We start from the raw sequence: 22,642 nt of genomic DNA, 5'->3' as shown, positions 1-22,642 counted from the left end.
CTTATGATTAAATATCGAGTAGATCCAGGGTCTTATCTAATGCTGCAATAAACTGTGCGATGTCCTGGTGTGTATTATAGGCCGCTAAAGAGACCCTGATGGTGCCATCGACACCAAGCGCCTTAATAAAAGGATGGGCACAATGATGGCCAGAGCGAACGGCAATACCTTGTTGGGCCAATAATTCAGCCACGTCTGCATGATGCTCGTCGCCAACGACAAAAGAGACCATGGAGCTGGTCGCCTGTGGCGCGATCAAATGAATGCGCGGCCTCGTGCGTAAAGCTTCTATAAGTTGTTGGTAACAGCTTGCTATGTGTGCCTCCACTGCTTGGCTGTCTTGTTGTTGGAGCCAATGAATGGCAGCGGCAAGGCCAATTGCGCCGGCGGTGTTAGGCGTGCCTGCTTCAAAACGGGCGGGAATGGGGGCGAGAGTATGATGGTCAAACGACACGTCTGTGATCATCTTCCCGCCCCCGTGGAAAGGCGAGAGCGCGCTCAGCGCTTCTGGTTTTCCATACAAGACACCAATCCCTGTGGGCCCATAAAGCTTATGGCCAGAAAAAACATAGTAGTCAGTGTCCAGTGTTTGCATACAGACAGGTTCATGGACGATGCCCTGTGCGCCATCAATGATCACGGTTGCACCAAATTTGTGCGCAACTTGGGTCATTTCCTCGATGGGATGGCGGGTGCCGGTGACATTGCTAACATGACTGATCGCAACAATGCGTGTCCGTGCGGTTAAGCGTTGCTGATACACCTTCATGTCTATTGTGCCCGTGCGAGGGCAGCAGGGGATTTTTACCAGTTGAGCGCCAGTGCGTTGCGCCATCAATTGCCAAGGGATCAGGTTGGCATGGTGCTCCATTTCGCTGACCAGGATCTCGTCTTGTGGGGTAAGCGAGTGGCTTAGGCCATAGGCGATCAGATTAATGGCTTCTGTCGCGCCGCGGGTCCAGACGATATTGTGTGGGTTGGCACCGATAAAATGTGCTACATCTCGCCGCGCTTGCTCAAACTGTTCGGTTGCGGAGAGGGACGCTTGATGCTGACCGCGGTGTACATTGGCCGTCGGCATCATGTAACTGCGACTGATCGCATCAATCACTGGCTGCGGCTTCTGGGCGGTAGCGGCACTGTCTAGATATACCCAGCCTGGCGTATTGAAAGCGGGAAACTGGGCGCGTAGGGAATGGGGATCAAAACCGTCGGTCATAGTCATCGTCCGAAATAAAATCCCGTCTATGATCGCTATCTCGTGGATGTAACTCAAGCCTGTTGTTGGCTCTCACCTTATTACAGACAAAAAAAAGCACTGAGCGAGGCTCAGTGCCAACAAATATGTAATGACAGACAATGTCAAAATACAGGAAGTTAAAAGTGGTAGATACGACTACCTGTCTAACCAGTGTTAGACAAATGCAAACACAACATCGCAACCACGGAAACAGTCTAAATAGAGAGACGTCACAAGTGGATGCGGGGAGCACTATAGGAGTTTGCTGGTATATCAGCAATCGACAATTTATAATGCCAATGATTAGAAAAATTAATGCATAGAGGTGTCAGCATATGGCGAGGCGTCTTCCTCCACTCAACGCGCTGCGTGTGTTTGAAGCAGCCGCACGACATTTGAGCTTTACACGAGCGGCAGAAGAGCTGTTTGTCACTCAAGCGGCCGTTAGTCATCAAATCAAGGCATTAGAAGAGTTTCTCGGTTTGAAGCTGTTTCGCCGGCGTAATCGTTCGTTACTATTGACCGAAGAAGGACAAGGGTATTTTCTTGATATAAAAGATATTTTCTCTGAGCTTTCCTATGCGACGGATAAAGTGCTGGAGCGCAGTGCCAAAGGGGCGCTGACGATTAGTTTGCCGCCCAGTTTTGCGATTCAGTGGCTAGTACCTCGATTAGCTGATTTTAATACCGCGCACCCTGATATTGATGTTCGGATAAAAGCGGTTGATTTGGAAGAAGGGTCTCTGACCGATGATGTCGATGTTGCCATTTACTATGGCCGAGGTCACTGGTCGGGATTACGCTGTGATCTTTTGTATCAAGAATGCTTGCTGCCTGTATGTTCGCCACTGCTACTGGAGTCTGGGCAGCCGCTAAAAACTCCAGATGATTTGGTTCATCATGTTTTATTGCATGACCGCTCGCGTAAAGAATGGAAAGCATTTGCGAAAGCCCATCAACTTAGTGAGGTGAATGTTGAGCATGGGCCGATTTTTAGTCACTCATCCATGGTGTTGCAGGCGGCGGCACATGGGCAAGGTGTCGCGCTAGGAAACAATGTGCTTTCTCAACCAGAGTTGGCATCTGGGCGCTTGGTTCAGCCTTTCGAGCAAGTACTAAAGAGCGATAATGGCTTCTACTTGGTCAGCCAGCAACGCGATGCTGATACCGGACGTATTACCGCATTCCGAGAATGGATGTTGGCGACGGCAGCGAAAGAACAAGAGAAAATGAATTTATGACAGGTTTAGAGGTTGACGGGCCGGAAACGGCAACAGACTGGGTGATTTTTGCCCATGGTGCGGGCGCTGGAAAGGATCACGAGTTCATGGCTGATATGGCCGCGCGGATAGGGAAACACTGCAAAGTGGTGCGATTTAACTTTCCCTATATGGAAAAGCGCGAGCAAGAGGGAAAAAAGCGCCCGCCCGATCGCGCTCCAAAATTGCTTGCCCATTTTGAGTCTGTGATTGAGCACGTGGATGGTTTGCGCCCTGCTGGGAGCCGATTATGGTTAGCCGGTAAGTCGATGGGTGGGCGTATGGCGAGTCATTTGACTGATCATGCCTCTGTCAGTGGGGGGATTTGTTTGGGCTTTCCATTCCATCCCCCAGGGAAGCCGGAAAAGTATAAAGGAGCGCATCTGGCGACCGTTGAGCGTCCACTGCTGATTATACAAGGTGCACGCGATACGTTCGGCCGTGAAGACGAAGTGATGCATTATCCGCTGTCTCCCTCGGTTCAAGTGATTGTTGTCCCGGATGGCGATCATAGTTTTAAGCCTCGTAAAGCCTCAGGGTATACAGAGTCAGATAATCGCCAGTGGGCGGTGGATAGCCTATACCAGTTTATTAAACAACAAGGTCAGCAAGGATGAAATTACATCATTGGGTGTGTGTAGCGGCGATCGGCGCAGGGTTAGCCGTGGGGCTAGGCGCTTTTGCCGCGCATGGATTAAAAGCGGTGCTGTCAGATTATCAGTTAGCCATTTTTAAAACGGGCGTAGACTACCAAATGTGGCACAGTCTCGCCTTATTGGGGATTTGCGGTGTCGCCTCCCAGGTTTCTTCTCGCTGTTTTGCCATTGTGGCTTGGGCTTGGCTTATCGGTGTTGTGGCGTTTAGTGGTAGCTTATACCTCCTGGCGCTGACATCTTGGTATTGGCTTGGACCCATTACCCCAATGGGAGGTGTGAGCTTTCTGGTCGGCTGGGTGGGGCTAGCCATAGGAGCCTGGCGTTCTTCTCAGCGCTGAGTCCGCTGACATGAATAAAAGCCTCGCGGGCATTTCTTTCTGGTCTGGATGGCAGATATAATGCGCAGCTTATTTTTACCGCCACACAGCGTGGTGATATGTTCGAGCCAGAGGGTGTTATGAATCAGGTTCTGCTTTATTGTCGTGCGGGGTTTGAGAAAGACTGTGCCGCAGAGATCCAACAAAAAACCACCGACATGGGGGTATATGGGTTCCCGCGCGTGGTCAATAACAGTGCGTATGTCCTGTTTGAGTGTTACCAAGAGGGCGATGCCGAGCGTGTTGTTCGTGATCTCCCGCTAGACTCACTGATTTTTGCCCGGCAAATGATCGCTATCACCGCGTCTCTTTCTGAGCTTGACCCTGACGATCGTATTTCACCGATTTTGGCAGTGGGCGAGCGTTTACCCAAAGGCGGCGACTTACGGGTGGAAACCCCAGATAATGATGAAGCGAAAGCCCTGTTGAAATTCTGTCGTAAGTTCACCGTGCCATTGCGTCAGGCGCTACGTAAGCAAGGCGTGATGCTGGCAAAGGATAACCCGAAAAAGCCGGTGATCCACGTGTGCTTTACCGCCCCAGGCACCTGTTTGATCGGCTATTCACTGACAACCAATAACTCCCCGCATTATATGGGGTTACCACGCATGAAGTTTCCGGCTGATGCGCCGAGTCGCTCCACCTTAAAATTGGAAGAGGCATTTCATCACTTTATTCCCAAGCAAGAATGGGAGACGCGTTTAGCGCCCGGCATGTGGGCGGTCGATTTAGGTGCGTGTCCGGGAGGTTGGACCTATCAATTGGTCAAGCGCTCGATGTTTGTCCACGCGGTGGATAATGGGGCGATGGATGAACAGCTCATGGATACAGGGCAAGTGTTTCATCACGCCGAAGATGGATTTAAATTTGAGCCTACGCGAAAAAATGTCACTTGGCTGGTGTGCGATATGATTGAAAAGCCTTCTCGTGTGGCCCAATTGATGGGTGAGTGGCTGATTGAAGGGTGGGCAAAAGAGGCAATATTTAATTTGAAATTGCCCATGAGCCGCCGCTATGAGCAGGTGACGGAGAACCTCGACACTTTAGGTGCATTTCTTGATGACTACAAGGTGGCCTATGAAATGCGCGCGAAGCATCTGTACCATGATCGCGAGGAAATCACGGTGCACTTACGGCGGGTAAAACGTCAGCGCTAGGTGCAGCAGTGTGGGCCTATCTTAGCACTACATACCGGCTTTATACTTATTCATCACCACTGAACTTCATCACCACTGAATACGGTTACGAGGGTTGGCCCTCAGCGGCAGGTTCAAAACGGATATCTTGTAGGTTAAAGCCTAGTGGGATATCCGTTTTTAGTTGCGCGACCTTTTTGCAACGTTGAGCTAGCTCATAATGACCGTTGAGTTTTTTTTGCCACTTAGGTGCCAGATCCTCAGCAGCGAACACTGCATCGATAGTGGCATAGTCGCTCAGCAAGCTGGCGGCCGTTTTGGGACCGATCCCTGGCACGCCACTGATCTCACTACTGCTGATCCCTGCGAGCCCCCAAAAATCGCAAAGCTGCTCTGGGCGAACGCCGAATTGTGCTTGGACGAAGGCGAGATCTAACCAGCGCTGCTGAAAGTAATCGCGGATCCTGACTGTCGGTTGCAATAGCTGACAGTAGCCTTTGTCAGTCGATACGATTGTGACATCTTGCCGGCGCTCGGCCACTTTTAAAGCCAGGGTGGCAATCATGTCGTCAGCTTCATCGCCTTGAGAAAGCAACGAGTCGACGCCGTGCTGCCAAAATGCATCTTGAATCGCATCTAATCCTTGCTCGAGTACTGCAGGCATTGGTTTACGGTGTTGTTTGTATGCCGGCAAGATCTCTGCGCGCCAGCCACGATCATTACCCAGGTGATCAAAGACAGCAATAATATGGCTCGGCTGGCTATGATTGATGATTTTATTGAGGGTTTTGAGGCAGGCATTCACCGTGGTGTCGATGGCATCGCCTTCAGGCTGAGCCGCGTGGACACGGCGAATGAGGTTCATTGCATCGATAATGACAACATGGAGGTTAGACATAATAAAAAACCAGTAATAACGCGCAGCATGAGCCGCGCATTATACCTGTGTTAGTGGCATAACGCAGTGTGCGAGATGCAGGTTATCGACAGCTCGCCGGCTCAGTGCGCGTTCAGGCTAGGAAACAATCTCATAGCACGGCACATAGGCGGTGCCTGGCAGCTTCATCCGTTGTTGGTCGACGAAGCTTTGTAACAGTTTGTCCATTTTTGCCATCAAATACTTGTCCCCATCAATTTTAAATGGGCCGTGTTGCTCGATATTGCGCATCCCCTCGTCTTTAACATTCCCTGCCACAATGCCCGAGAATGCCTGACGTAACGCTGAAGCGAGTAACTCTGGGCGCTGATTCATGTGCAAGTTGAGGTTAGCCATGTTTTCGTGTGTTGGCGCAAAGGGATGTTGGAAGTCCGGCTCGATTTTCAATGACCAATTGTACGAGTAGGCATCGCCGGTGGCTTTGCGATGCTCTTTGACGGCAGGCATGGCATTTTTCATTAATCGTGCGGCTTTGGCTGGATCGTCAATCACGATTTCATAATATTGGGTGGCTTCCTCGCCCAATACATCACGAATAAAGGCATCGATATCGCGAAAGTAATCTTCACTTTCTTTCGGGCCGGTTAACACGATAGGCAAAGGCTGTGAGCGGTTATCAGGGTGCATCATGATGCCAAGAATATAAAGCAGCTCTTCCGCTGTCCCTGCGCCACCTGGGAAAATGACAATCCCATGCGCGATACGGACAAATGCCTCTAGGCGCTTTTCAATATCTGGCATGATCACCAGCTCGTTAACCATGGGGTTCGGCGGCTCAGCAGCGATAATAGAGGGCTCGGTTAAGCCAATAAATCGGCTGTCATACGTGCGCTGCTTGGCATGGCCGATGGCTGCGCCTTTCATTGGCCCCTCCATCGCACCAGGGCCACACCCCGTACAAATATCCAGTTCACGCAGACCAAGCTCATGACCCACTTCACGCGTGTATTGATATTCGATGTCGTTGATTGAATGCCCCCCCCAGCAAACCACTAAATTAGGATCGACTCGCGGACGGAGCGTTTTCGCATTACGCAAGATACCGAATATTAAGTTAGTGATATGCGGTGAGCTATCGAGGTTGAGGGCAGGACTATGCTCGAGCTGCACATTGACGTGAATAATGTCGCGTAGTACCGAGAACATATGCTCTTGAATGCCGCGAATGATCTTACCGTCGACAAAGGCATGATCCGGTGGATTAACCAGCTCGAGTTTGATGCCCCGCTCTCGGCGCAACACGCGAATTTCAAAGTTGGCGTGTTTTTCAAGAAGTGCTTTGGAGCTGTCTGTATGGCTGCCTGAATTTAAAACGGCCAATGAGCAGTTGCGGTATAAGCGGTACAGATCACTGCTGGCGCTGGCTTTTAAACGATCGACCTCGATTTGAGAAAGCAGATCCATCGTTCCAATCGGACTAATGTGTGTGATCATAGCGACAACCTCTTACACGCCGACATCCTGTTTAACGCAAGCCAGGCTGTCGAGCGGTGCTATAAAAATCAGTGTGTTAATTAAAAATACACACGCTAGCCACAATTGACCAGTAAAAATTAACACCAGATGATTTGGTTGCGACCACTGTTTTTCGCTTGATAGAGCGCTTGGTCAGCACGCTCTAGCACCGGCGTGGGGGTATCCTCACCTTGGAAGAGGGTGGCACCAATTGAGACGCTAATTGAAACGCGCTCGTTTTTAAACTTCAGCGGGAGTTTGCGAATGGTGTGGCTAATATTGGCCAAAATATCGGTCCGCGTTTCATCATCCGCATCAGGCAGTAAAATGACAAACTCTTCGCCACCAAAGCGGGCAATAAAGTCGGTGTCGCGCAGACATTGGTAGATGCTGCGCGCGATAATTTTCAACGCTTTATCACCGACTTCGTAGCCAAATTGTTGATTCACTTGTTTAAAGTGGTCAAGATCAATGACGGCAAGGCAAAACTCGCGCTGGTACTTTTTCCATAACCGGTACTCATGCTCCAAACGATCGTTAAGGGCGGCACGGTTGTAGACGCGGGTCAGCGGGTCTAACAGGCGTTTACGTTCTTGGTCGCCGACGCGACGATGTTGATCGAGGGTTTGCTCTGCTAAGGCGCTAAGTTGGTTCTGATTGTGTGCCAACTGCTCTTCCAAGGCTTGTTCGCGATTTTTGAGCGCTTTGTTTTCTTGCGCGATCACTTTCAGCTCTGCAAGCGCTTGGGTTAATGCGGCTTCTGGGTTGGCTTTTGCCGCGCCTTTCCGTTTGAGTTCGTGTTCAATATCGTTAATGGTGCGATCGAGGCGCTGATCGACACCTTGATGTGCCAGCCGTAGTTGTGTCGCATGATCATGCGCACGGGTATTTTGTTGGCTTATTGAGACGAGGTCATCATTGACTTGACTGAGAAATTGCTGCGAAGCCCGCCGCTCTGATTGGGTGGCTTCCAGAATCAGTTTGAGTGCCGCCAACGTCAAAGACACCACGGTAGCCGGTGATATATCGGTCAGCAGTTCACGGCGGATTTCAAGCAACTTATCGCCTGCTTGACCGTTGATATCGAGCTCTGTAATCAGGTTTTGTAGTTCATCAGCGACGCGACGTATCTGATCGTTGTCGATGTCTGGTGTTTGTTGGGTGCGGGGCCTAGCAACTTGCAAGGTCACGGCGCGTTCGTAAAGCTGAAGTAACTTAATGAGGTGTTGTGTGCGTTCGGTATCACCGTTCGCCGGTTGCGCTAATAGATCTCGCAAGTCACGTTTCAATTGAGCGGGGAGACCTGTCACTCGCTGTAGTGTTTCACCACTGGTGTGAAATTGCTCATCGAGGTGTGACTGTGCTTTTGCTTGTGTCATGTTTTGATGACCCACCATGCGTTCAATAACGGCTAAACGCGGAAGCAACGCGCTAACATCCTGCGTTGAATACAATACGTCACGGAACTCGGCCAGTTTTTGGTCGACCAAGTTATTTTTACCCGAGCACGTGGCGATAAAGCGCGAAACCAGCCGTTTAAGGCTATGGATTTCTCGACGCGACTTAAGCGCCAGCTCCCGATACGTTGAGGGCGACGCATTATTACCCGCCTGAGCGGGCTGGGCCGACAACGGTGATGGGGTGGACTTAGTCATTTTATCGAGGAAATACCTGATTATATTCGCGTTTTGGCGCCATTGGTAGCGAAAACAGTTTCACTAACTACCTGTAGCTATACCGACTTATTGCTCTGATCATCAATAACTGACGATGGCTTTTTATCAGATTCGTGATCCTTCTGCCAGTTCAATAAGTCGTTCGCTGAAGATTTAACCTTTACCAATCCAGAGTCAATCCCTTTCAAGCAAGCATGACGTAAGTTGGTGTTCACGAAGCTCGCGGCGGGCGCTGTGTTAATCGCGCTAAAGTGTACCCAATGACTTTCTCCGGTCTGTTGCGCGAGATCACTGGCTTGATGAGTAGCCGTTAATAAAATCTCGATTAACTCTTGGTCATTAATCGATGTGTACGCGCGCGGTAAAAAAGGGTATTCCGCGAGACCAATGGCGACTTGCGGCGTGAGCGCTGGAGGTTGGTGACCTGCATTCACCGTTTGTGCCTGACAGCTTTGGTAGTGGCTGACAAAGTCTGCGATCAAAGACTGCACAAAATGAGCAAGCGCATCAGGCTGGGTATCTTGATCCCAATTGGTCTCGATATAAATAAACAAGGTATCGGCGAAATGATATAAGCGGCCAGATTGAGTGACACGCTCGGACAAATAGTCGCCAAGCTGACGCTCGATATCTTGCGCCCTTTGATAGCCGAGACGCAAAAATAGCGCTTTTAGAAAGGCTACATCGAACATGGCAAAGCGTAGCCGATCACTGAGTGGCTGGTGGATCATGTCGTTCAGATACCATTGCTCAAAGTTGGCGTTACTTTTTTCCAACGAACGCGGTAACTTGGCATTCAGCATGCGTAAGTTCCTCAGCCCGGTGCGCGGGTGCGTATAAAAGTCATCACGCAGCTCTTCGAGTTCTCCCTGACGCATCACCGCGGCACGATGACGAAGGTAAACAATGGCCACTAACACCCCAAGGCTGCCTAGTAGGAAATAGTTGACCTTTTGTAGGTGGAGCTGCTCTTGGTGTGCGCTATCTAGCTGGCGCTGCAATTCATCCATCTGTAGCTGTCGCTCGACCACACGCTGTTGTTGTTTAAAGGTATCGGCTTGTTGCTGTTGCTCTGATTGTGTTTGCTGTGCGCGCAGCTTTTCATAATCACGTTGCATCATCAGAGCCGCTTGATACTTGCCTTGCGATTCCAAGGCTTTGGAGAGGGCGTGATGCGCCATCGTCATGGTTTTGCGGTCTTTTTCTACCTCTGCTCGCTCCAGTGCGGTGCGAATTTCTTTCTCTGCTTGCTTTGGTTGAGACAGTGCAAGATGAATACGTCCTTGTAACAACATTGCCTGTGTGGTCAGCGGCGAGTTGGGTAGGCTACCGACCAGTCTTAACGCATCTTGAATGTATCTGTCACTGAGCGGGAAATGCTCTAGCTGATAATAAGTGCGAGCGATGGCTAGGTGGACTTGCGCAAGCGGTTGGAGGCGACCGAGTGCTTGCTCAATTTCAAGCGCATTAAAATAATGCACCAAGGCAAAATTATAACGGGCTTGCTGCTCATAAATGGTGGCCAAGAGGCGCTGTGACGCTGATAAACGCCGGCTTAATGAGAAGTGCTCAAAAAAGGCAGCGGCTTGGTTCGCGTGCTCAAGGGCTTGATTGAGCACGCCTTGCTGGTTATACAGCTTGGCCAGCTTCATATTGGCATCCGCAATCAATGCCGTGTATTCGTTCTCGCTTGCTATCCAGAAAGCACTGAGTAACTCGGTAAGGGCACTTTCATGTTGCTTTTGGTCGAGTAAAAAGCCGCCCAACGAGAGCTGAAACTCGACTTTATCCCGCAAGTCTTGGGGATCATTGCTAAGCTGGCTTCGCGCATTCTCATAGGCGACAAGCGCGGTTTCACTGTCTGCGGTTGCCGCGAGAATATTGGCACGCAGTAAAGCGCTTTTAAAGCGGCTTGCTTGGCCGTTTAAGCTGTTTTCCGGCAAGGCTTTAATCGCTTTTTGGGCGGCATCGAGTGTCGCTAAGGCGCGCGTCGAGTCGCGATCAAGGTGCCAGATAAGAGAGGCCTCGGTCAGTAAAACTTGCACTTGTACGTGTTTTAAGTCGTATTCATCGACCACTTGATACGCTTTTTGTAGCGCGGCTTTAGCCTCTATGGGTTGATCGAGATACGCATAGGCTCGGGCACTGATCAAATAGGCATACACGGTATGCAATGGCGTGCGAATCGAGCGATCCGTGTCGTTATTGACGTGTGAGCGGTTGGCACCTGTGGTTAGGCGGCGTTGGGCTAAAAACCGATTGCTGATTTCCAACGATTGCGCTGGAGAGGTCTCGAGAAGCTTTTCGGCATTGGTTAGCACAGGTGAGGAGTGGATAGCGGCAAACGCCGTTATCGACGTTAACCAAAAAAGCAGGCCTACGAGTAGTCGGCTGATGCGCATGCGCCATCCTCTAAATAAAGCGATGAGAGAAAGGCTGCCCGCAGGCAGCCTGTGGTGTTATTGTCTTGCCAAACGGTTGTTTTCGCTTGGTGTTTTACCCATGTTCGTACGGTATGGATTAATATCTAAACCACCGCGACGCGTGTAACGGGCATAAACGGTGAGCTTTTCTGGCTGGCAAAAACGCATGATATCCATAAAAATGCGCTCCACACATTGCTCATGAAACTCATTGTGCTCACGAAATGACACCAAGTAGCGAAGCAGCTTCTCACGGTTTATCTTGTTGCCTTTATAGGCGATTCTCACCGAGCCCCAGTCTGGCTGATTGGTAATCAGGCAATTTGATTTGAGTAAATGGCTGTGAAGGGTCTCAGACACAACCGCGCCTTGAGCGGCACCGTCGAGCCAGTCTGGGTTAAATGTGTAGTCATCGATGCTGATGTCTTGGTGATCGATGCATTCACCCGCTAGGCCAGCGATGGTTTCTCCCTCTAACTCACTGAGCGGTGATAAGGTGACATCCACCTCTTCGCCCGCACAGGCGGATAAATCGGTTTGCAATGCGTTAGCTACCTGTTGCCAGTTATCAAAGCGGGTTTGATTAAAGCTATTGAGGTACAGCTTAAATGATTTTGACTCGATCAAGTTGGGGCTAGAGGCCGGTAGACGGACTTCGCCAATCGCGACCTGGGGCAAACCATTTTTGTTGAGCCATGACAGCTCATACAAGGTCCAGGTGTCGTAACCGGTAAAGGGCATCGGCGCATTATCTAGTCCGATGGCCTGACGATTTAGCGCGCGAGGGACGGCACGCAGTTGTGACGGATCGTACTGGGTTGGATAATCTGTTTTTTCGCCAAGTGATAAATTGGCGAGGGCATCGGCATCTTGATAATTGCTCATACGGATCTGCTATTGATTCAAGTAGAATGGGTAAAGTTTACTGAATCTTGCTATAGGTTGCGAATGGAGAACACAGTACATCGTGCCCTTTGGGCGCTAACACAGAATTATATGGCGGTATGGCAGAGTCATTATCAACATTTACCCTGTACAGATGCCTACATTGGCTTGCCATCTCCATGTGTTGTGAGCGAAAACGATCACCAACTACAATGGCAACCGGTCAAGCGCGACGCTTTGGCCGATTTTTCCAATGTAGAACAAGCAATTGCGTTGCGTTTGCATAGCGATATTAAAGATTTTTACAACGCATTTTATTGTGCAGATTTATCGGTTCGTTATCAGGGGGAGTCGATAAGCTTGCTTCAGGTATGGAGTGATGATGACTTGGCGCGCTTACAAGAAAATATCTTGGGGCATCTGATGATGCAGCGTCAGCGCAAGCTTACGCCGAGTGTCTTTATTGCGACCACAGCCGATGAAATGGTGATCATTGCAATTGATAACATGAGCGGAGAAGTGATCAGAGAAACCCTTAATAAAGGGACGCGTGATGTGATTGCCCCCAACCTGGAAACATTTCTCGCGGCATTAGAGGTTGATGTGGCATGATTCTCACGGAACTGACCTTTGAGTGCTTTGATAATACCACCGTTAGTGCGGTCGACCGTACTATCAACGGCCTCATGGATGCATTACGTTATAATGGCCAGGTGCTTGGACGCGAGTTTCCGATCTTGATGCAAGAAGGCCAGTTTCAGCTTCGTGTTGTCTGCCCAGATGAAGACGCCTTGCACCCACGCTTTCACAGCCCACAAGTGAAACGGGCTTTACAGCAGCTAGCCGATGCGTGCTTAACCCAACCGAAAGTGCGTGTGCTGGGGCGCGATTTGAACTCAGAACAAGCCGCTCCAAGTGTCTCACCGGCCTGGCAAGTGCTTTACACCACCTTTGTTCACACGTGTTCGCCGCTGCGTTGTGGTGATACCCTGCTCCCCATCCCGCTTTATCGCTTACCCGCCACCTTTAACGGTGATCACAAAGCGGTCATCAAATGGCAAACAGAATGGCAAGCCTGTGATGAGTTACAAATGGCCGGTGCCAGCGATGCCGAATTTGCAGGCTTGAATGAAATTGGGTGTCCCAATACGCGCCTATTTCAACGCGGTTGGGATTTACGTGGGCGGATAGAGTACTTAACAGGCACGCCGACTTACTACTATCAATATCGTGTTGGCGGTAAAGATAAAGAGAGTGAGCTTCATCGTCCATGCCCTCAGTGTGGCGAGCCTTGGCGGCTTGAGGCCCCGTTACACGATATTTTTCTGTTTAAATGCGACCGTTGCCGGCTAGTATCCAACCTTTCTTGGGACTTTAAACTGGCTTAGCGGCTTGAATACTGGGCTTCTAGCGTCGCTAATCGCTCGCTTAACTCGGCCACGTGTTGTTCGAGCTGGCTGATACGCTCAGCATCAGATAGCTTGATGTCATCGACGGGTATCTCGGGTAGCGGTGTATTGGTCTTCGCGCTCTTCACCGCTTGAATAATCAAGGGGAGGGGGACTTGCGTTGTCAATTGGGCTTTCACCTTTGCCACGGTGACGGTTTGCCCTTTTGCGTCGAGCACCTTGAGTGCTCGCGCCAGCTCAGCTTGATAGCTCATCAGTTAATCCTAGCGACAGAACAGGAGAGAGAAAGATTAGGGCTTTCTCAGCAGCGCATCAAGCATATCAACCTGTTCCGCCCAATCCGCGTCTTCCTTTATGGCTTCATCAATAAACGCCCGTTGTGCCGCGTTCCAAAATGGGGCATCGACCAGTGTTTGCCCTTCAACCAAACAGTGGCTGGATAGGAAGTGCTCAATTGAGGCCTTATCGGTTGCTAAGCCCAGCTGCTCAAACAGGTGCTGTAAGTCGTGTTGAAAGGTTTCCATTGTCCCTCCCGGCTGCTCGATACGCGTCTATACTCACTATAGTAGCAGCCTCCGCCCCATGTTGTGATGAAGCGGTGCCTGTGAGCATAGGACAATGCATAGAAAAGGTCCCTGCTCCGTGTGAGATATCTCTTACAAGAGCGTGGGATAAAAGCAGAATCTTGCTACGAAAATTGACCCCCTTGTTTTTATTTTTTCTTCTATTACATGTGCTTACTGTTTATTCTTTGGTTTAAGATAAAAAATGAGAGATTGAGCAGGTGAGAATGGCTTGTACCAAACGCTCAGTCGCGTAATCTTATCGGTGTCGGAAGGGAACTGACACAGGGAACAGGAATCACCAAGGACTTGGTACCTCAGGATGAGGCAGTACTTCAGGAAGAAGCGCTGGCATGGATTGCAAAAAGGACAACGGATGGAGCCGTTCTCTACAAGCAGGAAGCTTGTACGTCAGGAAGACTTAGGACAACCCAGGATGGGGGCTTAAGGACTACTTCAGGACGAAGTCATGGACACCTCCAGGATGGAGAGCTTATCGAAAACGGGAATTTCGGTTTGTCAGGATGACGAAAGGACACCTCCAAGACGGAGAGACATGGAACGACGCTGAAGGATTTGGCGACTGATCAAGGAATGATGCAGGGAGCACCTTTTAGTAGCAGGATGGCTGCAAGTAAAACTCTAGGGCGCGGCGCAAGCTGCGCCCTTTCCTTTTTTCTGGCCGGTTAAACCGACACCGGTGACTCCCTGTCACGCACCGTTAGCACTAACCTTGCGTGTGCACCATACTTCTAATCTAGTACAGCTTTTCACGTCGCGCGAATAATTATCCCCGCCTTTTTAGTATCAACATGGTTGGCGTTGTCGGGTGACATCTAACCGTCGGTTTGGCCTGCTCTTGGCATCGCATGAACCGGTGTGTCTATAGCCTTTAATCTTAACCCTCGAAGCTGAGCGTGACCGATATAATGATCATCCCCGGTGGCAGAAAACTCGAACCAGTATTGAGTGAGCCATTGCCACCCTTGCTCAGTTCTCCGTATGGTGTGACGGCCTCGTGCGATAGACAATAATTGCAACTCCATCCGCTGGCAGTATTGGCGAATGTACTGGTGCGCTTGCTCGGATTGTCGCCGCTGTTGCCAGAACAGTAAAGCGACAACAACAACCAAGAGAATGGTCAATAGATCAGTGATCATGGTGGGTTTGCTTCACCGCTTGCTGCATGCGTGCCATTGCTTGAGTCAGAGCGGGTGATGTATGGCCATGTAAACGACCCAATAGCGCGCCACGAAGGGGAGGTAACATCACCAGATCCGCATAAACCTGTTGAAATAACGTCGCATCGTGCTGATCGGCGAGAGCAATCAAAAAGCGATCCAGAGCAGCATCATCGGTCAAGTGATGCCAGCAGCGACCGGCTATCGCGACAAAAATCTCGCGATGGTGTAATTCAGCGCGATCAAGTACCGCATCAATCAGTTGATGCCGAGTGGCTGATGGGGCGCCCGCATGTGCGCGGATTAATGCGCTGACCAAAAAAATATCAACCTCTTGCGTCTGACACATTTGCTGAAACATATCGCGCAAGCTTGCCGCGAGTTTGTCATTGATTTGGCAGTGCTCCAAGCACCCGAGAAGGGCGTACAGTGGCGTGGTCGGTAGATGATTGAGCGCTTTGCGGACGCGAGTGGCATTGTTTTGCTCGGCCATGCGTACACAGGTATCAGCGAGCCCTTGTAGGCCCACCCCTTGCCAATTATCCCAGCCAAGCTCGCCATTTAAATAATGCTGTGCATGATCATAATACTGGCTAGCTGGCCGGCCCAGTTGATAGGTCAATGTGGCATGAAACATCGCCATTTTGTCGTCGGTGGGCGTAAACGTATAAGGGTTATTGGCCAGTTTCTCACGCTGCTCTTTATTCGGTGTCGCGGTTAAGCGCTCTCCCATGGCCGCACTGACATACTGTAAAAAGTCTCCCATCGCGGTGTGATTGAGGAGGCCGCGTTCATCGAGAGGCATTTTTAAGAACCATACCCAAGGAGCGCCGCCTGGCGGCCAAAAGGCGATAGCCATATGCGCGTGTTGACGCAAGGGGTAAGGGTAAGGTTGTTGATTGGCCTCAACCGCACGAAAGGCCGTTTCATCCAGTTGACAAACACGACGGCCTAGGTCGTAAATACTGAATTGACAACCGGCGTGGTCGAATAGGGCGCTGAGGGCGTGAACCGTTTCCATGATGTCCGCTCTTAGTTATCGCTTGATGCGCGCGAGTATATCAGTTTTTCCTGGCTAGATGCTTGTCTTGTTGATGTTGTCTTTGTCGGGATCATGCTATGCTTCGCGGTTTCTAATTTGAGTAATGATGGGATTGTCAATGACACTTTACCAACAGTGTGAGCAACTTCTGGATGAGCTTGAGCAAGTGTTAGATGCGTGTGACCTACTCCAGTCCGAGCCACCATCACCTAAACGACTGGCCAGCCGCGAGCCTTTTGCGGTGGATACGCTTGATTGCCATGAGTGGTTACAGTGGATATTTATACCCAAAATGCGTGCCTTGGTGGTTGCTCGCCAGCCGTTGCCAAGAAATTTTGAAATCGCCCCCTATGTGGAAGAAGCGATGAAAGAGCAGCAAGGGGCGACGGCGGTGGTCAAAGTAACTTATCGTATTGATGCGCTTTTAACCCAATGATGAGTGAACAACCATTATCCATTTTATACCGCGATGAGTCATTGGTTGTGGTGAACAAGCCTGCAGGGATGCTGGTCCATCGTTCGTGGCTGGATAAAGGGGAAACGCGTTTTGTTATGCAGACACTAAGGGATCAGATTGGTCAGCATGTTTACCCTTTACACCGACTCGATAAACCGACGTCTGGTGTGTTGGTGTTTGCGCTGTCGAGCGAGGTGGCGTCCTTGATGATGCCTCAGTTTGCGCAAGGGCAGATTAAAAAAGCCTACTATGCGGTGGTCAGAGGCTGGATCACAGAGGCCAGTCGACTCGATTACCCACTGGTGGAAGAACAAGACAAAATAGCAGATAAAAAGGCGAGCCAGCCGCCCACGGCCAAACCGGCCGTGACGGATTATCAACCGCTGGCGTCGGTGGAGCTGCCTATCGCAACAGGACGGTATGCGACCAGCCGTTATAGCCTCGTGGCGATGCAGCCGCAAACGGGAAGAAAACACCAATTGCGTCGCCACATGCATCACCTCAGTCATCCGATTATTGGCGATACTACGCATGGCGACGGAAGGCACAATCGTGTTTTCCGCGAGCATTTTCACTGCCATCAGCTTTTACTTCATGCCAATGAGATGCAGTTTATCCATCCCGTTAGCGCTGAGACGGTCAAGGTACAGGCGCCGCTCGATACCACGTGGCAGCGTGTCCTGTCGGCATTGGAGTGGGATGTGCCTTGCACAACCTCCTTGGCGTAAACAGCCCGCTGCAGGCCGCACCTTGCAGGCCGCACCAATATACGTGTTAGAGCTTATCTAGCTCGGCTTCGATTTCGGCAATCTTACTGGCGACCACTTTTTCCAGATGACGGAGATCGGTGAGTACTTTTTGCTTCACGTCTTGTTCGGTGTGCTCGTGCTGAACGATACGATCCAGTTCATCGATCACCAGAGACAAGCTGCGGTTGATCTCAGTGACCTCTCGAGAGCGTCCGGTGCCACTGTCGACAACCACATTCTTCCGCTGGCGTGGATACTTAAATTTCATGCTTCGCGCAAAAAGGTCGCCCTTTTGCTTGCTGAAGTACACTTTGAGCGTGTCATAACTGGCTTCTTGACGCAGAGAATAACGCTCAATCTTTTCCGGATGTTCAATACCGATATTTTTCAACTGCTGATACATAGCCACCTCATGGTTGAATGTTTTCTCGATTAAGCGACGAACTCACCGTCGCTTAGCATAGTTGATGGGGGTTGCTTGTTACTTGGCGCGAGCGAGCGCTTTCTCCAGTGCCGCTTTTAACTGTTCCTGATGCTCGGAAGTTAATGCTTGGTTCTCTGCGTCGGTGACGATAAAAAAGTCTTCGGCGCGCTCGCCAATGGTGGTGATTTTAGCGGCATGGACACTGACATTTTGGCGTGCAAAGACGGCCCCGACCCGAGCCAGTAGTCCAGGTGTGTCGAGTGCTACTAGCTCCATCAATGTGCGACGACCGTTTTTCGTGGGTAAGAAAAGTACCTGGGTTTTAACCGAAAAATGCTGAAGTTTTTGCGGTGCTCGCCGTTTGGGGATAGTCATTGTCCCGGTTTCTCCCAGCGCCTTGCTGACCCCTTTGATAATGCTCGGGTGACGGTCAAGAGGAATGGCATCGTCATTTTGGTCTAGCACCATAAAGGTATCGAGGGCGTGACCATCTTTACTGGTCATCACTTGTGCATCATGGACGCTCAGGTTTTTCTTATCGAGAGCCGCTACCACGCGCGCAAACAAACTGGGCCGGTCTTGGCAGTAAACAAAAATCTCGGTCCCGCCACGGGTTGCTTTTTTACTTACCAGCACCAGTGGGGCGTCGCCGGTGTGATGAAGGAGATGCTCACTGTGCCAAGCAATTTGTTTATGGGTATGGCGCAGAAAGTAGTCCGCCTTGAAACGCTGCCATAACACTTCTATATCCCTCGGGCTATGGCCTTGCTTACGTAACATGGCAGCCGCTAAATGTTTGTTATGACGAATGCGTTCACGCACATCTGGCGGGTTTTCTAAGCCTCGGCGGAGCGCTTTTTGTGTAGAGTAATACAGCTCTGCGATCAGTGTGCGCTTCCAACTGTTCCATAAGTCTGGGTTGGTGGCATTAATGTCTGCGACGGTGAGACAAAGGAGGAGATCCAGTCGTTCTTCGTCGCGCACTTCTTTGGCAAAATCGGTGATAACATCAGGATCGTATATATCGCGGCGCTGTGCGGTGACGGACATCAATAAGTGATTACGGACGAGCCAGCTAACAATATTCGCTTCTGGTTTTGACAAGCCATGCTCTAAACAAAAATCATGCGATTCAATGGCGCCAATTTCGCTATGATCCCCCCCACGTCCCTTGCCAATGTCATGGAAAATGGCTGCAATCAACAAAAGCTCGCGGCGTGCTAAACGGGGGAAGACATCACAACAGATCGGATGGCGGTCTCGGTTGGCCTCGTCATCAAATAAGCGCATATGTTTGAGCAGTCGGATCGTGTGCTCATCAACCGTGTAGACATGGAACAAGTCAAACTGCATCTGCCCAACAATTTGACTCCACTGTGGTAAGTAGGCTGACATCACCCCGTGGCGATGCATTAAGCCAAAGGCCTTGTGCAGCGCATTGGGGTGACGAACCAAGGCCATGAATTTTTCGCGCGCGTCTTCTTGCTGACACAAAAAGTGATTGAGTCGACGTCTTGCTGTACGCAACTGCCGCAGGGTAGGCGCTGCAATCGCTTCAATCGACGTGTCATTGGCAATATGCAGCATCATGTCGAGAATGGTTTCCGGTCGCGCTTGAAATAGCGCGGGTTTGCGCGCTTCGATGGTGCGTCCGCAGCGCTGAAAATCATCACTTAAGACGTCGATTTCTCCAGCGCGACCATTATCGATGATCACTTGATCAAAGATTTGTAGCAGCATTTTGTTGAGCTCACCGACCCGCCCAAGCGTGCGGAAGAAGTCTTTCATCATGGTTTCGACCGCACGATTCCCTTCACCGCGGTAACCGAGTAGTTCCGCGACCGATGTTTGATGCGCGAAGGTGAGGCGATTCTCGTAACGGCGCAGCTCAAGGTGAAGCGCAAAGCGAATTCGCCACAATACATTTTGACACTCATTGAGCTCGCGATATTCCGCGTCGGTTAAAAAGCCAAAATCACTCATCTCTCGTAAGCTGGTGGCACCAAAGTGACGGCGCGCAATCCACGATAAGGTGTGAATATCGCGCAGGCTGCCAGGACTGAGTTTCAAATCAGGCTCAAGCTTGTAGGCGGTGTCATGATAGCGGCGGTGGCGGGCTTTTTGTTCTTCAACTTTGGCTTGATAAAACCGTTCGCTGGGCCAAAAGCTGTCATCATGCACGCGCGTTTCAAGCGCATCAAAAAGCTGCGCGTCACCACATAATAAGCGAGATTCTTGTAAGTTGGTGGCGACAGTCAAATCGTCCAGCCCAACCCGAATGCACTCGTCGACGGTGCGTACACTGTGGCCGACTTCGAGCTTTAAATCCCATAAAAGAGTAAGCAGATCGCTTAAACTTTGTTGCTGGCGAGCATCTAATGGGGCCTGGCAGAGCAGGAGTAAATCGATATCCGACAGAGGGTGCAGTTCGCGCCGACCATATCCCCCCACCGCGACTAAGGCAAGTGAGGTGTGTGCGAACCCAAAGTGATGCCACAAGCGTGCCAGTAAGGCATCCATATAATCGGTGCGCTGGTACACCAATTCCGCCACAGGAACATTGGCCAAAAAGTCCTGTTTTTGCTGTTCAAGCAATTGCTGAAATTGGGCTTTGAGGGTGATGGGGTCGAGCTGATCATCCTCAAGGTGTTGTGGCGTAATCACTGTGTCTGTCATGGCGATCCTTTGCGCAAAAAAAAGCCGGAGCGAAGCCGGCTTTTAAGGGTTGGATTAGTGGTTGATGTAACGCGGGAGGTTTTCTTCCTCTCTCAACGTTAATACCTCGACGCCCGTCTCGGTGACCAGCAGGGTGTGCTCCCACTGGGCCGATTTCTTACCGTCGATGGTGTATACCGTCCAGCCGTCGTCTTCATCAAGCACGGTACCGTATTTACCTGCATTAATCATAGGCTCAATGGTGAAGCACATGCCAGGTTTGAGTACAGTGCGATCATTATTTTTGTAGTGCACCACTTGAGGGTCTTCATGGAAGCTCGCACCAATGCCATGCCCACAGTACTCTTTCACGATAGAGTAGCGTGTATTGCTATTTTTAATGAATTTTTGAATGGCGGTCCCGAGCTCACCCACGGTAGCCCCCGGCTTTACCTTTTTGATCGCGTGATAGAGACTTTCTTGTGTCACACGACAAAGACGTTTGTCTTCCAAAGAGGCCTCTCCGACTAAAAACATCTTTGAGGTATCGCCATGGTAGCCATCTTTAATCACGGTCACATCGATGTTGACAATATCGCCATCCTGCAACACATCATTATCATTCGGAATGCCGTGACAAACCACGTGGTTAATCGAGGTGCACATTGACTTTGGAAAACCGTGGTAGTCCAAGGTAGCCGGCGTGGTGCCTTGCACTTCAGTCATGTATTGGTGGGCAATGTCATCCAGCTCACGCGTGGTGATACCGGGTTTTACATGGTCGCCAAGCATGACGAGCACGTCGGACGCCAAGCGGCCAGCGACGCGCATTTTTTCAATTTCTTCTTCTGTTTTAATCGGGATTGTCATTTTGCTTTCTCACTTTAATTTGGGTCGCTCAATGATGACGATAAGAACGAGAGCCGGATCTTTTCACGCTCGGTATCATCGAGCACAGCCGCCCAGACCTGCTACGCTTGCCGCAGTGACTGAGGTGATCAGCCGTATGATGTGGCGCTATGGTACCAAGCCATCTGCATTCTGGAAACCAAAAGGGGCAGGATCCCGATGAGATGCAGTGGCAACCACGCTTGACCGAATGCGCAATATTGCTGGATTTTGCTGGTGTTTTTGTGGTATAAAGCGCGCCGAAAACCGTCATTGTGATCAATCTAGCCGAGCTGGGTTTCAGTTTGATGGTCTTCACTCAATACTTTTTATTTTAAATCACACACATATCGACACATTAACCGGGGTGCCCTCAAGCGGGTCGGTGAATGGGATATGTGGAGGCCTAACCCCAAGAGGAAATTATAATGGCTACTGTTTCAATGCGCGACATGCTCAAGGCGGGCGTACACTTCGGTCACCAAACTCGTTACTGGAACCCAAAAATGAAGCCTTTCATCTTTGGTTCACGTAACAAGGTGCACATCATCAACCTTGAGAAAACTGTACCAATGTTTAACGATGCTTTGGCTGAACTGTCAAAAATCGGTGAGCGTAAAGGTAAAGTCCTGTTCGTTGGTACTAAGCGCGCAGCAAGCGAAGCGGTAAAAGCGGCAGCAGAAAACTGCGAGCAGTTTTATGTAAGCAACCGTTGGTTGGGCGGCATGCTCACTAACTGGAAAACCGTTCGTACATCTATCAAGCGTCTGAAAGACCTGGAAACTCAGTCTACTGACGGTACGTTTGAGAAGCTGACCAAGAAAGAAGCACTGATGTACACCCGTGAGATGGAAAAGCTCGACAAATCACTGGGTGGTATCAAGAACATGAACGGCCTGCCTGATGCAATGTTCGTTATCGATGCGGATCACGAGCACATTGCCATCAAAGAAGCGAACAACCTGGGTATCCCAGTATTTGCAGTGGTAGATACTAACTCTAACCCAGACGGCGTTGACCACGTCATTCCAGGTAACGATGACGCAATCCGCGCTATCCAGCTTTACCTGAATGCCGCGTCTGACGCTTACAAAGAAGGCCGTAGCCAAGACATCGTTGCGCAAGCAGAAGACGAGCTGGTTGAAGTCGCTGAATAAGACGACAGCTCCTTGTGAGCGTTCTTAGCCATCAGCGTGTCATCTTTCATGCTGTAAGCTAAGTATGGTTAGC

The 22,642-nt window shown here is 50.4% G+C and carries 22 protein-coding genes; 9 read left to right on the top strand and 13 right to left on the bottom strand.

What is annotated here, in order from left to right:
- Positions 1–7: 7 nt before the first annotated feature.
- Positions 8–1,219 carry an aminotransferase class V-fold PLP-dependent enzyme gene (locus tag EHW58_RS14735; protein ID WP_152797198.1) on the bottom strand — a complete coding sequence of 404 codons (1,212 nt, stop codon included), beginning with the start codon at positions 1,217–1,219 and terminating at the stop codon, positions 8–10.
- Between the two features lie 356 nt (positions 1,220–1,575).
- Between EHW58_RS14735 and EHW58_RS14730 the strand changes: the two genes are divergently transcribed.
- The 4 genes from EHW58_RS14730 (at position 1,576) to rlmM (ending at position 4,689) form a co-directional block, all read left to right on the top strand.
- Positions 1,576–2,481, top strand: coding sequence for a transcriptional regulator GcvA (locus EHW58_RS14730; RefSeq protein WP_152797197.1), 906 nt, complete (start codon positions 1,576–1,578; stop codon positions 2,479–2,481).
- Positions 2,478–3,116: an alpha/beta family hydrolase gene (locus tag EHW58_RS14725; protein WP_152797195.1), complete on the top strand. Its 639-nt coding sequence runs from the start codon at positions 2,478–2,480 to the stop codon at positions 3,114–3,116. Before EHW58_RS14730 ends, EHW58_RS14725 begins: the two co-directional genes overlap by 4 nt.
- The gene (locus tag EHW58_RS14720) at positions 3,113–3,493 is read left to right on the top strand and encodes a DUF423 domain-containing protein (protein ID WP_152797193.1); all 381 of its coding nucleotides are present in this window, start codon (positions 3,113–3,115) and stop codon (positions 3,491–3,493) included. Before EHW58_RS14725 ends, EHW58_RS14720 begins: the two co-directional genes overlap by 4 nt.
- A gap of 119 nt (positions 3,494–3,612) precedes the next feature.
- A complete protein-coding gene (rlmM, locus tag EHW58_RS14715) occupies positions 3,613–4,689 on the top strand; it encodes a 23S rRNA (cytidine(2498)-2'-O)-methyltransferase RlmM (protein ID WP_046074221.1) in 1,077 nt (358 codons plus the stop codon).
- Between the two features lie 85 nt (positions 4,690–4,774).
- On the opposite strand, the gene xni is transcribed toward rlmM, so the two are convergent.
- From xni to queF, 5 genes are all read right to left on the bottom strand, one after another.
- On the bottom strand, positions 4,775–5,566 hold the full coding sequence (gene xni, locus EHW58_RS14710) for a flap endonuclease Xni (RefSeq protein WP_152797192.1): 792 nt from the start codon (positions 5,564–5,566) through the stop codon (positions 4,775–4,777).
- A 117-nt stretch (positions 5,567–5,683) separates the two neighbouring features.
- Entirely contained in the window at positions 5,684–7,039 is a 1,356-nt protein-coding gene (gene ppnN / locus EHW58_RS14705; RefSeq protein ID WP_077607288.1) for a nucleotide 5'-monophosphate nucleosidase PpnN, read from the bottom strand.
- 119 nt (positions 7,040–7,158) lie between these two features.
- Positions 7,159–8,715, bottom strand: a complete 1,557-nt coding sequence (locus tag EHW58_RS14700) for a diguanylate cyclase (protein ID WP_052708027.1) — start codon at positions 8,713–8,715, stop codon at positions 7,159–7,161.
- A 77-nt stretch (positions 8,716–8,792) separates the two neighbouring features.
- A complete protein-coding gene (locus EHW58_RS14695) occupies positions 8,793–11,138 on the bottom strand; it encodes a GGDEF domain-containing protein (protein ID WP_152797191.1) in 2,346 nt (781 codons plus the stop codon).
- Between the two features lie 57 nt (positions 11,139–11,195).
- Positions 11,196–12,044 carry an NADPH-dependent 7-cyano-7-deazaguanine reductase QueF gene (queF, locus tag EHW58_RS14690; RefSeq protein WP_046074164.1) on the bottom strand — a complete coding sequence of 283 codons (849 nt, stop codon included), beginning with the start codon at positions 12,042–12,044 and terminating at the stop codon, positions 11,196–11,198.
- A gap of 63 nt (positions 12,045–12,107) precedes the next feature.
- On the opposite strand from queF, the gene syd reads away from it, so the two are divergent.
- Both syd and EHW58_RS14680 read left to right on the top strand, forming a co-directional pair.
- The gene (gene syd, locus EHW58_RS14685; RefSeq protein WP_152797189.1) at positions 12,108–12,656 is read left to right on the top strand and encodes a SecY-interacting protein; all 549 of its coding nucleotides are present in this window, start codon (positions 12,108–12,110) and stop codon (positions 12,654–12,656) included.
- Positions 12,653–13,432, top strand: coding sequence for a Zn-ribbon-containing protein (locus EHW58_RS14680; protein WP_152797187.1), 780 nt, complete (start codon positions 12,653–12,655; stop codon positions 13,430–13,432). Before syd ends, EHW58_RS14680 begins: the two co-directional genes overlap by 4 nt.
- Here the strand turns inward: EHW58_RS14680 and EHW58_RS14675 are convergent.
- The 4 genes from EHW58_RS14675 to EHW58_RS14660 all read right to left on the bottom strand — a co-directional run bounded on the left by EHW58_RS14675 (position 13,429) and on the right by EHW58_RS14660 (position 16,218).
- Positions 13,429–13,707 carry a hypothetical protein gene (locus EHW58_RS14675; protein WP_077578881.1) on the bottom strand — a complete coding sequence of 93 codons (279 nt, stop codon included), beginning with the start codon at positions 13,705–13,707 and terminating at the stop codon, positions 13,429–13,431. The two genes, EHW58_RS14680 and EHW58_RS14675, sit on opposite strands and share 4 nt — an antisense overlap.
- A 36-nt stretch (positions 13,708–13,743) precedes the next feature.
- Positions 13,744–13,977 carry a DUF2789 domain-containing protein gene (locus EHW58_RS14670; RefSeq protein WP_046074168.1) on the bottom strand — a complete coding sequence of 78 codons (234 nt, stop codon included), beginning with the start codon at positions 13,975–13,977 and terminating at the stop codon, positions 13,744–13,746.
- An 875-nt stretch (positions 13,978–14,852) separates the two neighbouring features.
- The gene (locus EHW58_RS14665) at positions 14,853–15,176 is read right to left on the bottom strand and encodes a DUF3301 domain-containing protein (RefSeq protein ID WP_152797185.1); all 324 of its coding nucleotides are present in this window, start codon (positions 15,174–15,176) and stop codon (positions 14,853–14,855) included.
- The gene (locus tag EHW58_RS14660; RefSeq protein WP_046074170.1) at positions 15,166–16,218 is read right to left on the bottom strand and encodes a DUF3549 family protein; all 1,053 of its coding nucleotides are present in this window, start codon (positions 16,216–16,218) and stop codon (positions 15,166–15,168) included. The genes EHW58_RS14665 and EHW58_RS14660 overlap by 11 nt, the downstream gene beginning before the upstream one ends.
- Positions 16,219–16,357: 139 nt before the next feature.
- Between EHW58_RS14660 and EHW58_RS14655 the strand changes: the two genes are divergently transcribed.
- Positions 16,358–16,675: a YqcC family protein gene (locus EHW58_RS14655; protein WP_046074171.1), complete on the top strand. Its 318-nt coding sequence runs from the start codon at positions 16,358–16,360 to the stop codon at positions 16,673–16,675.
- The gene (gene truC, locus EHW58_RS14650; RefSeq protein WP_227986324.1) at positions 16,672–17,424 is read left to right on the top strand and encodes a tRNA pseudouridine(65) synthase TruC; all 753 of its coding nucleotides are present in this window, start codon (positions 16,672–16,674) and stop codon (positions 17,422–17,424) included. The genes EHW58_RS14655 and truC overlap by 4 nt, the downstream gene beginning before the upstream one ends.
- Positions 17,425–17,470: 46 nt before the next feature.
- On the opposite strand, the gene EHW58_RS14645 is transcribed toward truC, so the two are convergent.
- The 3 genes from EHW58_RS14645 to map all read right to left on the bottom strand — a co-directional run bounded on the left by EHW58_RS14645 (position 17,471) and on the right by map (position 21,394).
- A complete protein-coding gene (locus EHW58_RS14645) occupies positions 17,471–17,848 on the bottom strand; it encodes a DUF3461 family protein (protein ID WP_046074172.1) in 378 nt (125 codons plus the stop codon).
- A 78-nt stretch (positions 17,849–17,926) separates the two neighbouring features.
- Positions 17,927–20,545 (bottom strand): bifunctional uridylyltransferase/uridylyl-removing protein GlnD, encoded by a 2,619-nt coding sequence (glnD, locus tag EHW58_RS14640; protein ID WP_152797183.1) that lies wholly within the window; start codon positions 20,543–20,545, stop codon positions 17,927–17,929.
- A 54-nt stretch (positions 20,546–20,599) separates the two neighbouring features.
- Positions 20,600–21,394 carry a type I methionyl aminopeptidase gene (gene map, locus EHW58_RS14635; protein WP_152797181.1) on the bottom strand — a complete coding sequence of 265 codons (795 nt, stop codon included), beginning with the start codon at positions 21,392–21,394 and terminating at the stop codon, positions 20,600–20,602.
- 446 nt (positions 21,395–21,840) lie between these two features.
- Here map and rpsB point away from each other — a divergent pair, with 446 nt between their 5' ends.
- A complete protein-coding gene (gene rpsB / locus EHW58_RS14630) occupies positions 21,841–22,569 on the top strand; it encodes a 30S ribosomal protein S2 (protein WP_046074175.1) in 729 nt (242 codons plus the stop codon).
- The last annotated feature ends 73 nt before the right edge of the window (positions 22,570–22,642 follow it).

Source organism: Salinivibrio sp. VYel1, assembly GCF_009377945.1.
Lineage (GTDB): Bacteria > Pseudomonadota > Gammaproteobacteria > Enterobacterales > Vibrionaceae > Salinivibrio > Salinivibrio siamensis.
The sequence above is the reverse complement of the archived record's forward strand: the minus strand, read 5'-3'. Positions and strand labels throughout refer to the sequence as shown.

Coding starts and splice junctions, on each gene's coding strand:
- EHW58_RS14735 (WP_152797198.1), bottom strand. CDS start 1,219: ATGACCGACGGTTTTGATCCCCATTCCCTACGCGCCCAGTTTCCCGCT.
- EHW58_RS14730 (WP_152797197.1), top strand. CDS start 1,576: ATGGCGAGGCGTCTTCCTCCACTCAACGCGCTGCGTGTGTTTGAAGCA.
- EHW58_RS14725 (WP_152797195.1), top strand. CDS start 2,478: ATGACAGGTTTAGAGGTTGACGGGCCGGAAACGGCAACAGACTGGGTG.
- EHW58_RS14720 (WP_152797193.1), top strand. CDS start 3,113: ATGAAATTACATCATTGGGTGTGTGTAGCGGCGATCGGCGCAGGGTTA.
- rlmM (WP_046074221.1), top strand. CDS start 3,613: ATGAATCAGGTTCTGCTTTATTGTCGTGCGGGGTTTGAGAAAGACTGT.
- xni (WP_152797192.1), bottom strand. CDS start 5,566: ATGTCTAACCTCCATGTTGTCATTATCGATGCAATGAACCTCATTCGC.
- ppnN (WP_077607288.1), bottom strand. CDS start 7,039: ATGATCACACACATTAGTCCGATTGGAACGATGGATCTGCTTTCTCAA.
- EHW58_RS14700 (WP_052708027.1), bottom strand. CDS start 8,715: ATGACTAAGTCCACCCCATCACCGTTGTCGGCCCAGCCCGCTCAGGCG.
- EHW58_RS14695 (WP_152797191.1), bottom strand. CDS start 11,138: ATGCGCATCAGCCGACTACTCGTAGGCCTGCTTTTTTGGTTAACGTCG.
- queF (WP_046074164.1), bottom strand. CDS start 12,044: ATGAGCAATTATCAAGATGCCGATGCCCTCGCCAATTTATCACTTGGC.
- syd (WP_152797189.1), top strand. CDS start 12,108: ATGGAGAACACAGTACATCGTGCCCTTTGGGCGCTAACACAGAATTAT.
- EHW58_RS14680 (WP_152797187.1), top strand. CDS start 12,653: ATGATTCTCACGGAACTGACCTTTGAGTGCTTTGATAATACCACCGTT.
- EHW58_RS14675 (WP_077578881.1), bottom strand. CDS start 13,707: ATGAGCTATCAAGCTGAGCTGGCGCGAGCACTCAAGGTGCTCGACGCA.
- EHW58_RS14670 (WP_046074168.1), bottom strand. CDS start 13,977: ATGGAAACCTTTCAACACGACTTACAGCACCTGTTTGAGCAGCTGGGC.
- EHW58_RS14665 (WP_152797185.1), bottom strand. CDS start 15,176: ATGATCACTGATCTATTGACCATTCTCTTGGTTGTTGTTGTCGCTTTA.
- EHW58_RS14660 (WP_046074170.1), bottom strand. CDS start 16,218: ATGGAAACGGTTCACGCCCTCAGCGCCCTATTCGACCACGCCGGTTGT.
- EHW58_RS14655 (WP_046074171.1), top strand. CDS start 16,358: ATGACACTTTACCAACAGTGTGAGCAACTTCTGGATGAGCTTGAGCAA.
- truC (WP_227986324.1), top strand. CDS start 16,672: ATGATGAGTGAACAACCATTATCCATTTTATACCGCGATGAGTCATTG.
- EHW58_RS14645 (WP_046074172.1), bottom strand. CDS start 17,848: ATGTATCAGCAGTTGAAAAATATCGGTATTGAACATCCGGAAAAGATT.
- glnD (WP_152797183.1), bottom strand. CDS start 20,545: ATGACAGACACAGTGATTACGCCACAACACCTTGAGGATGATCAGCTC.
- map (WP_152797181.1), bottom strand. CDS start 21,394: ATGACAATCCCGATTAAAACAGAAGAAGAAATTGAAAAAATGCGCGTC.
- rpsB (WP_046074175.1), top strand. CDS start 21,841: ATGGCTACTGTTTCAATGCGCGACATGCTCAAGGCGGGCGTACACTTC.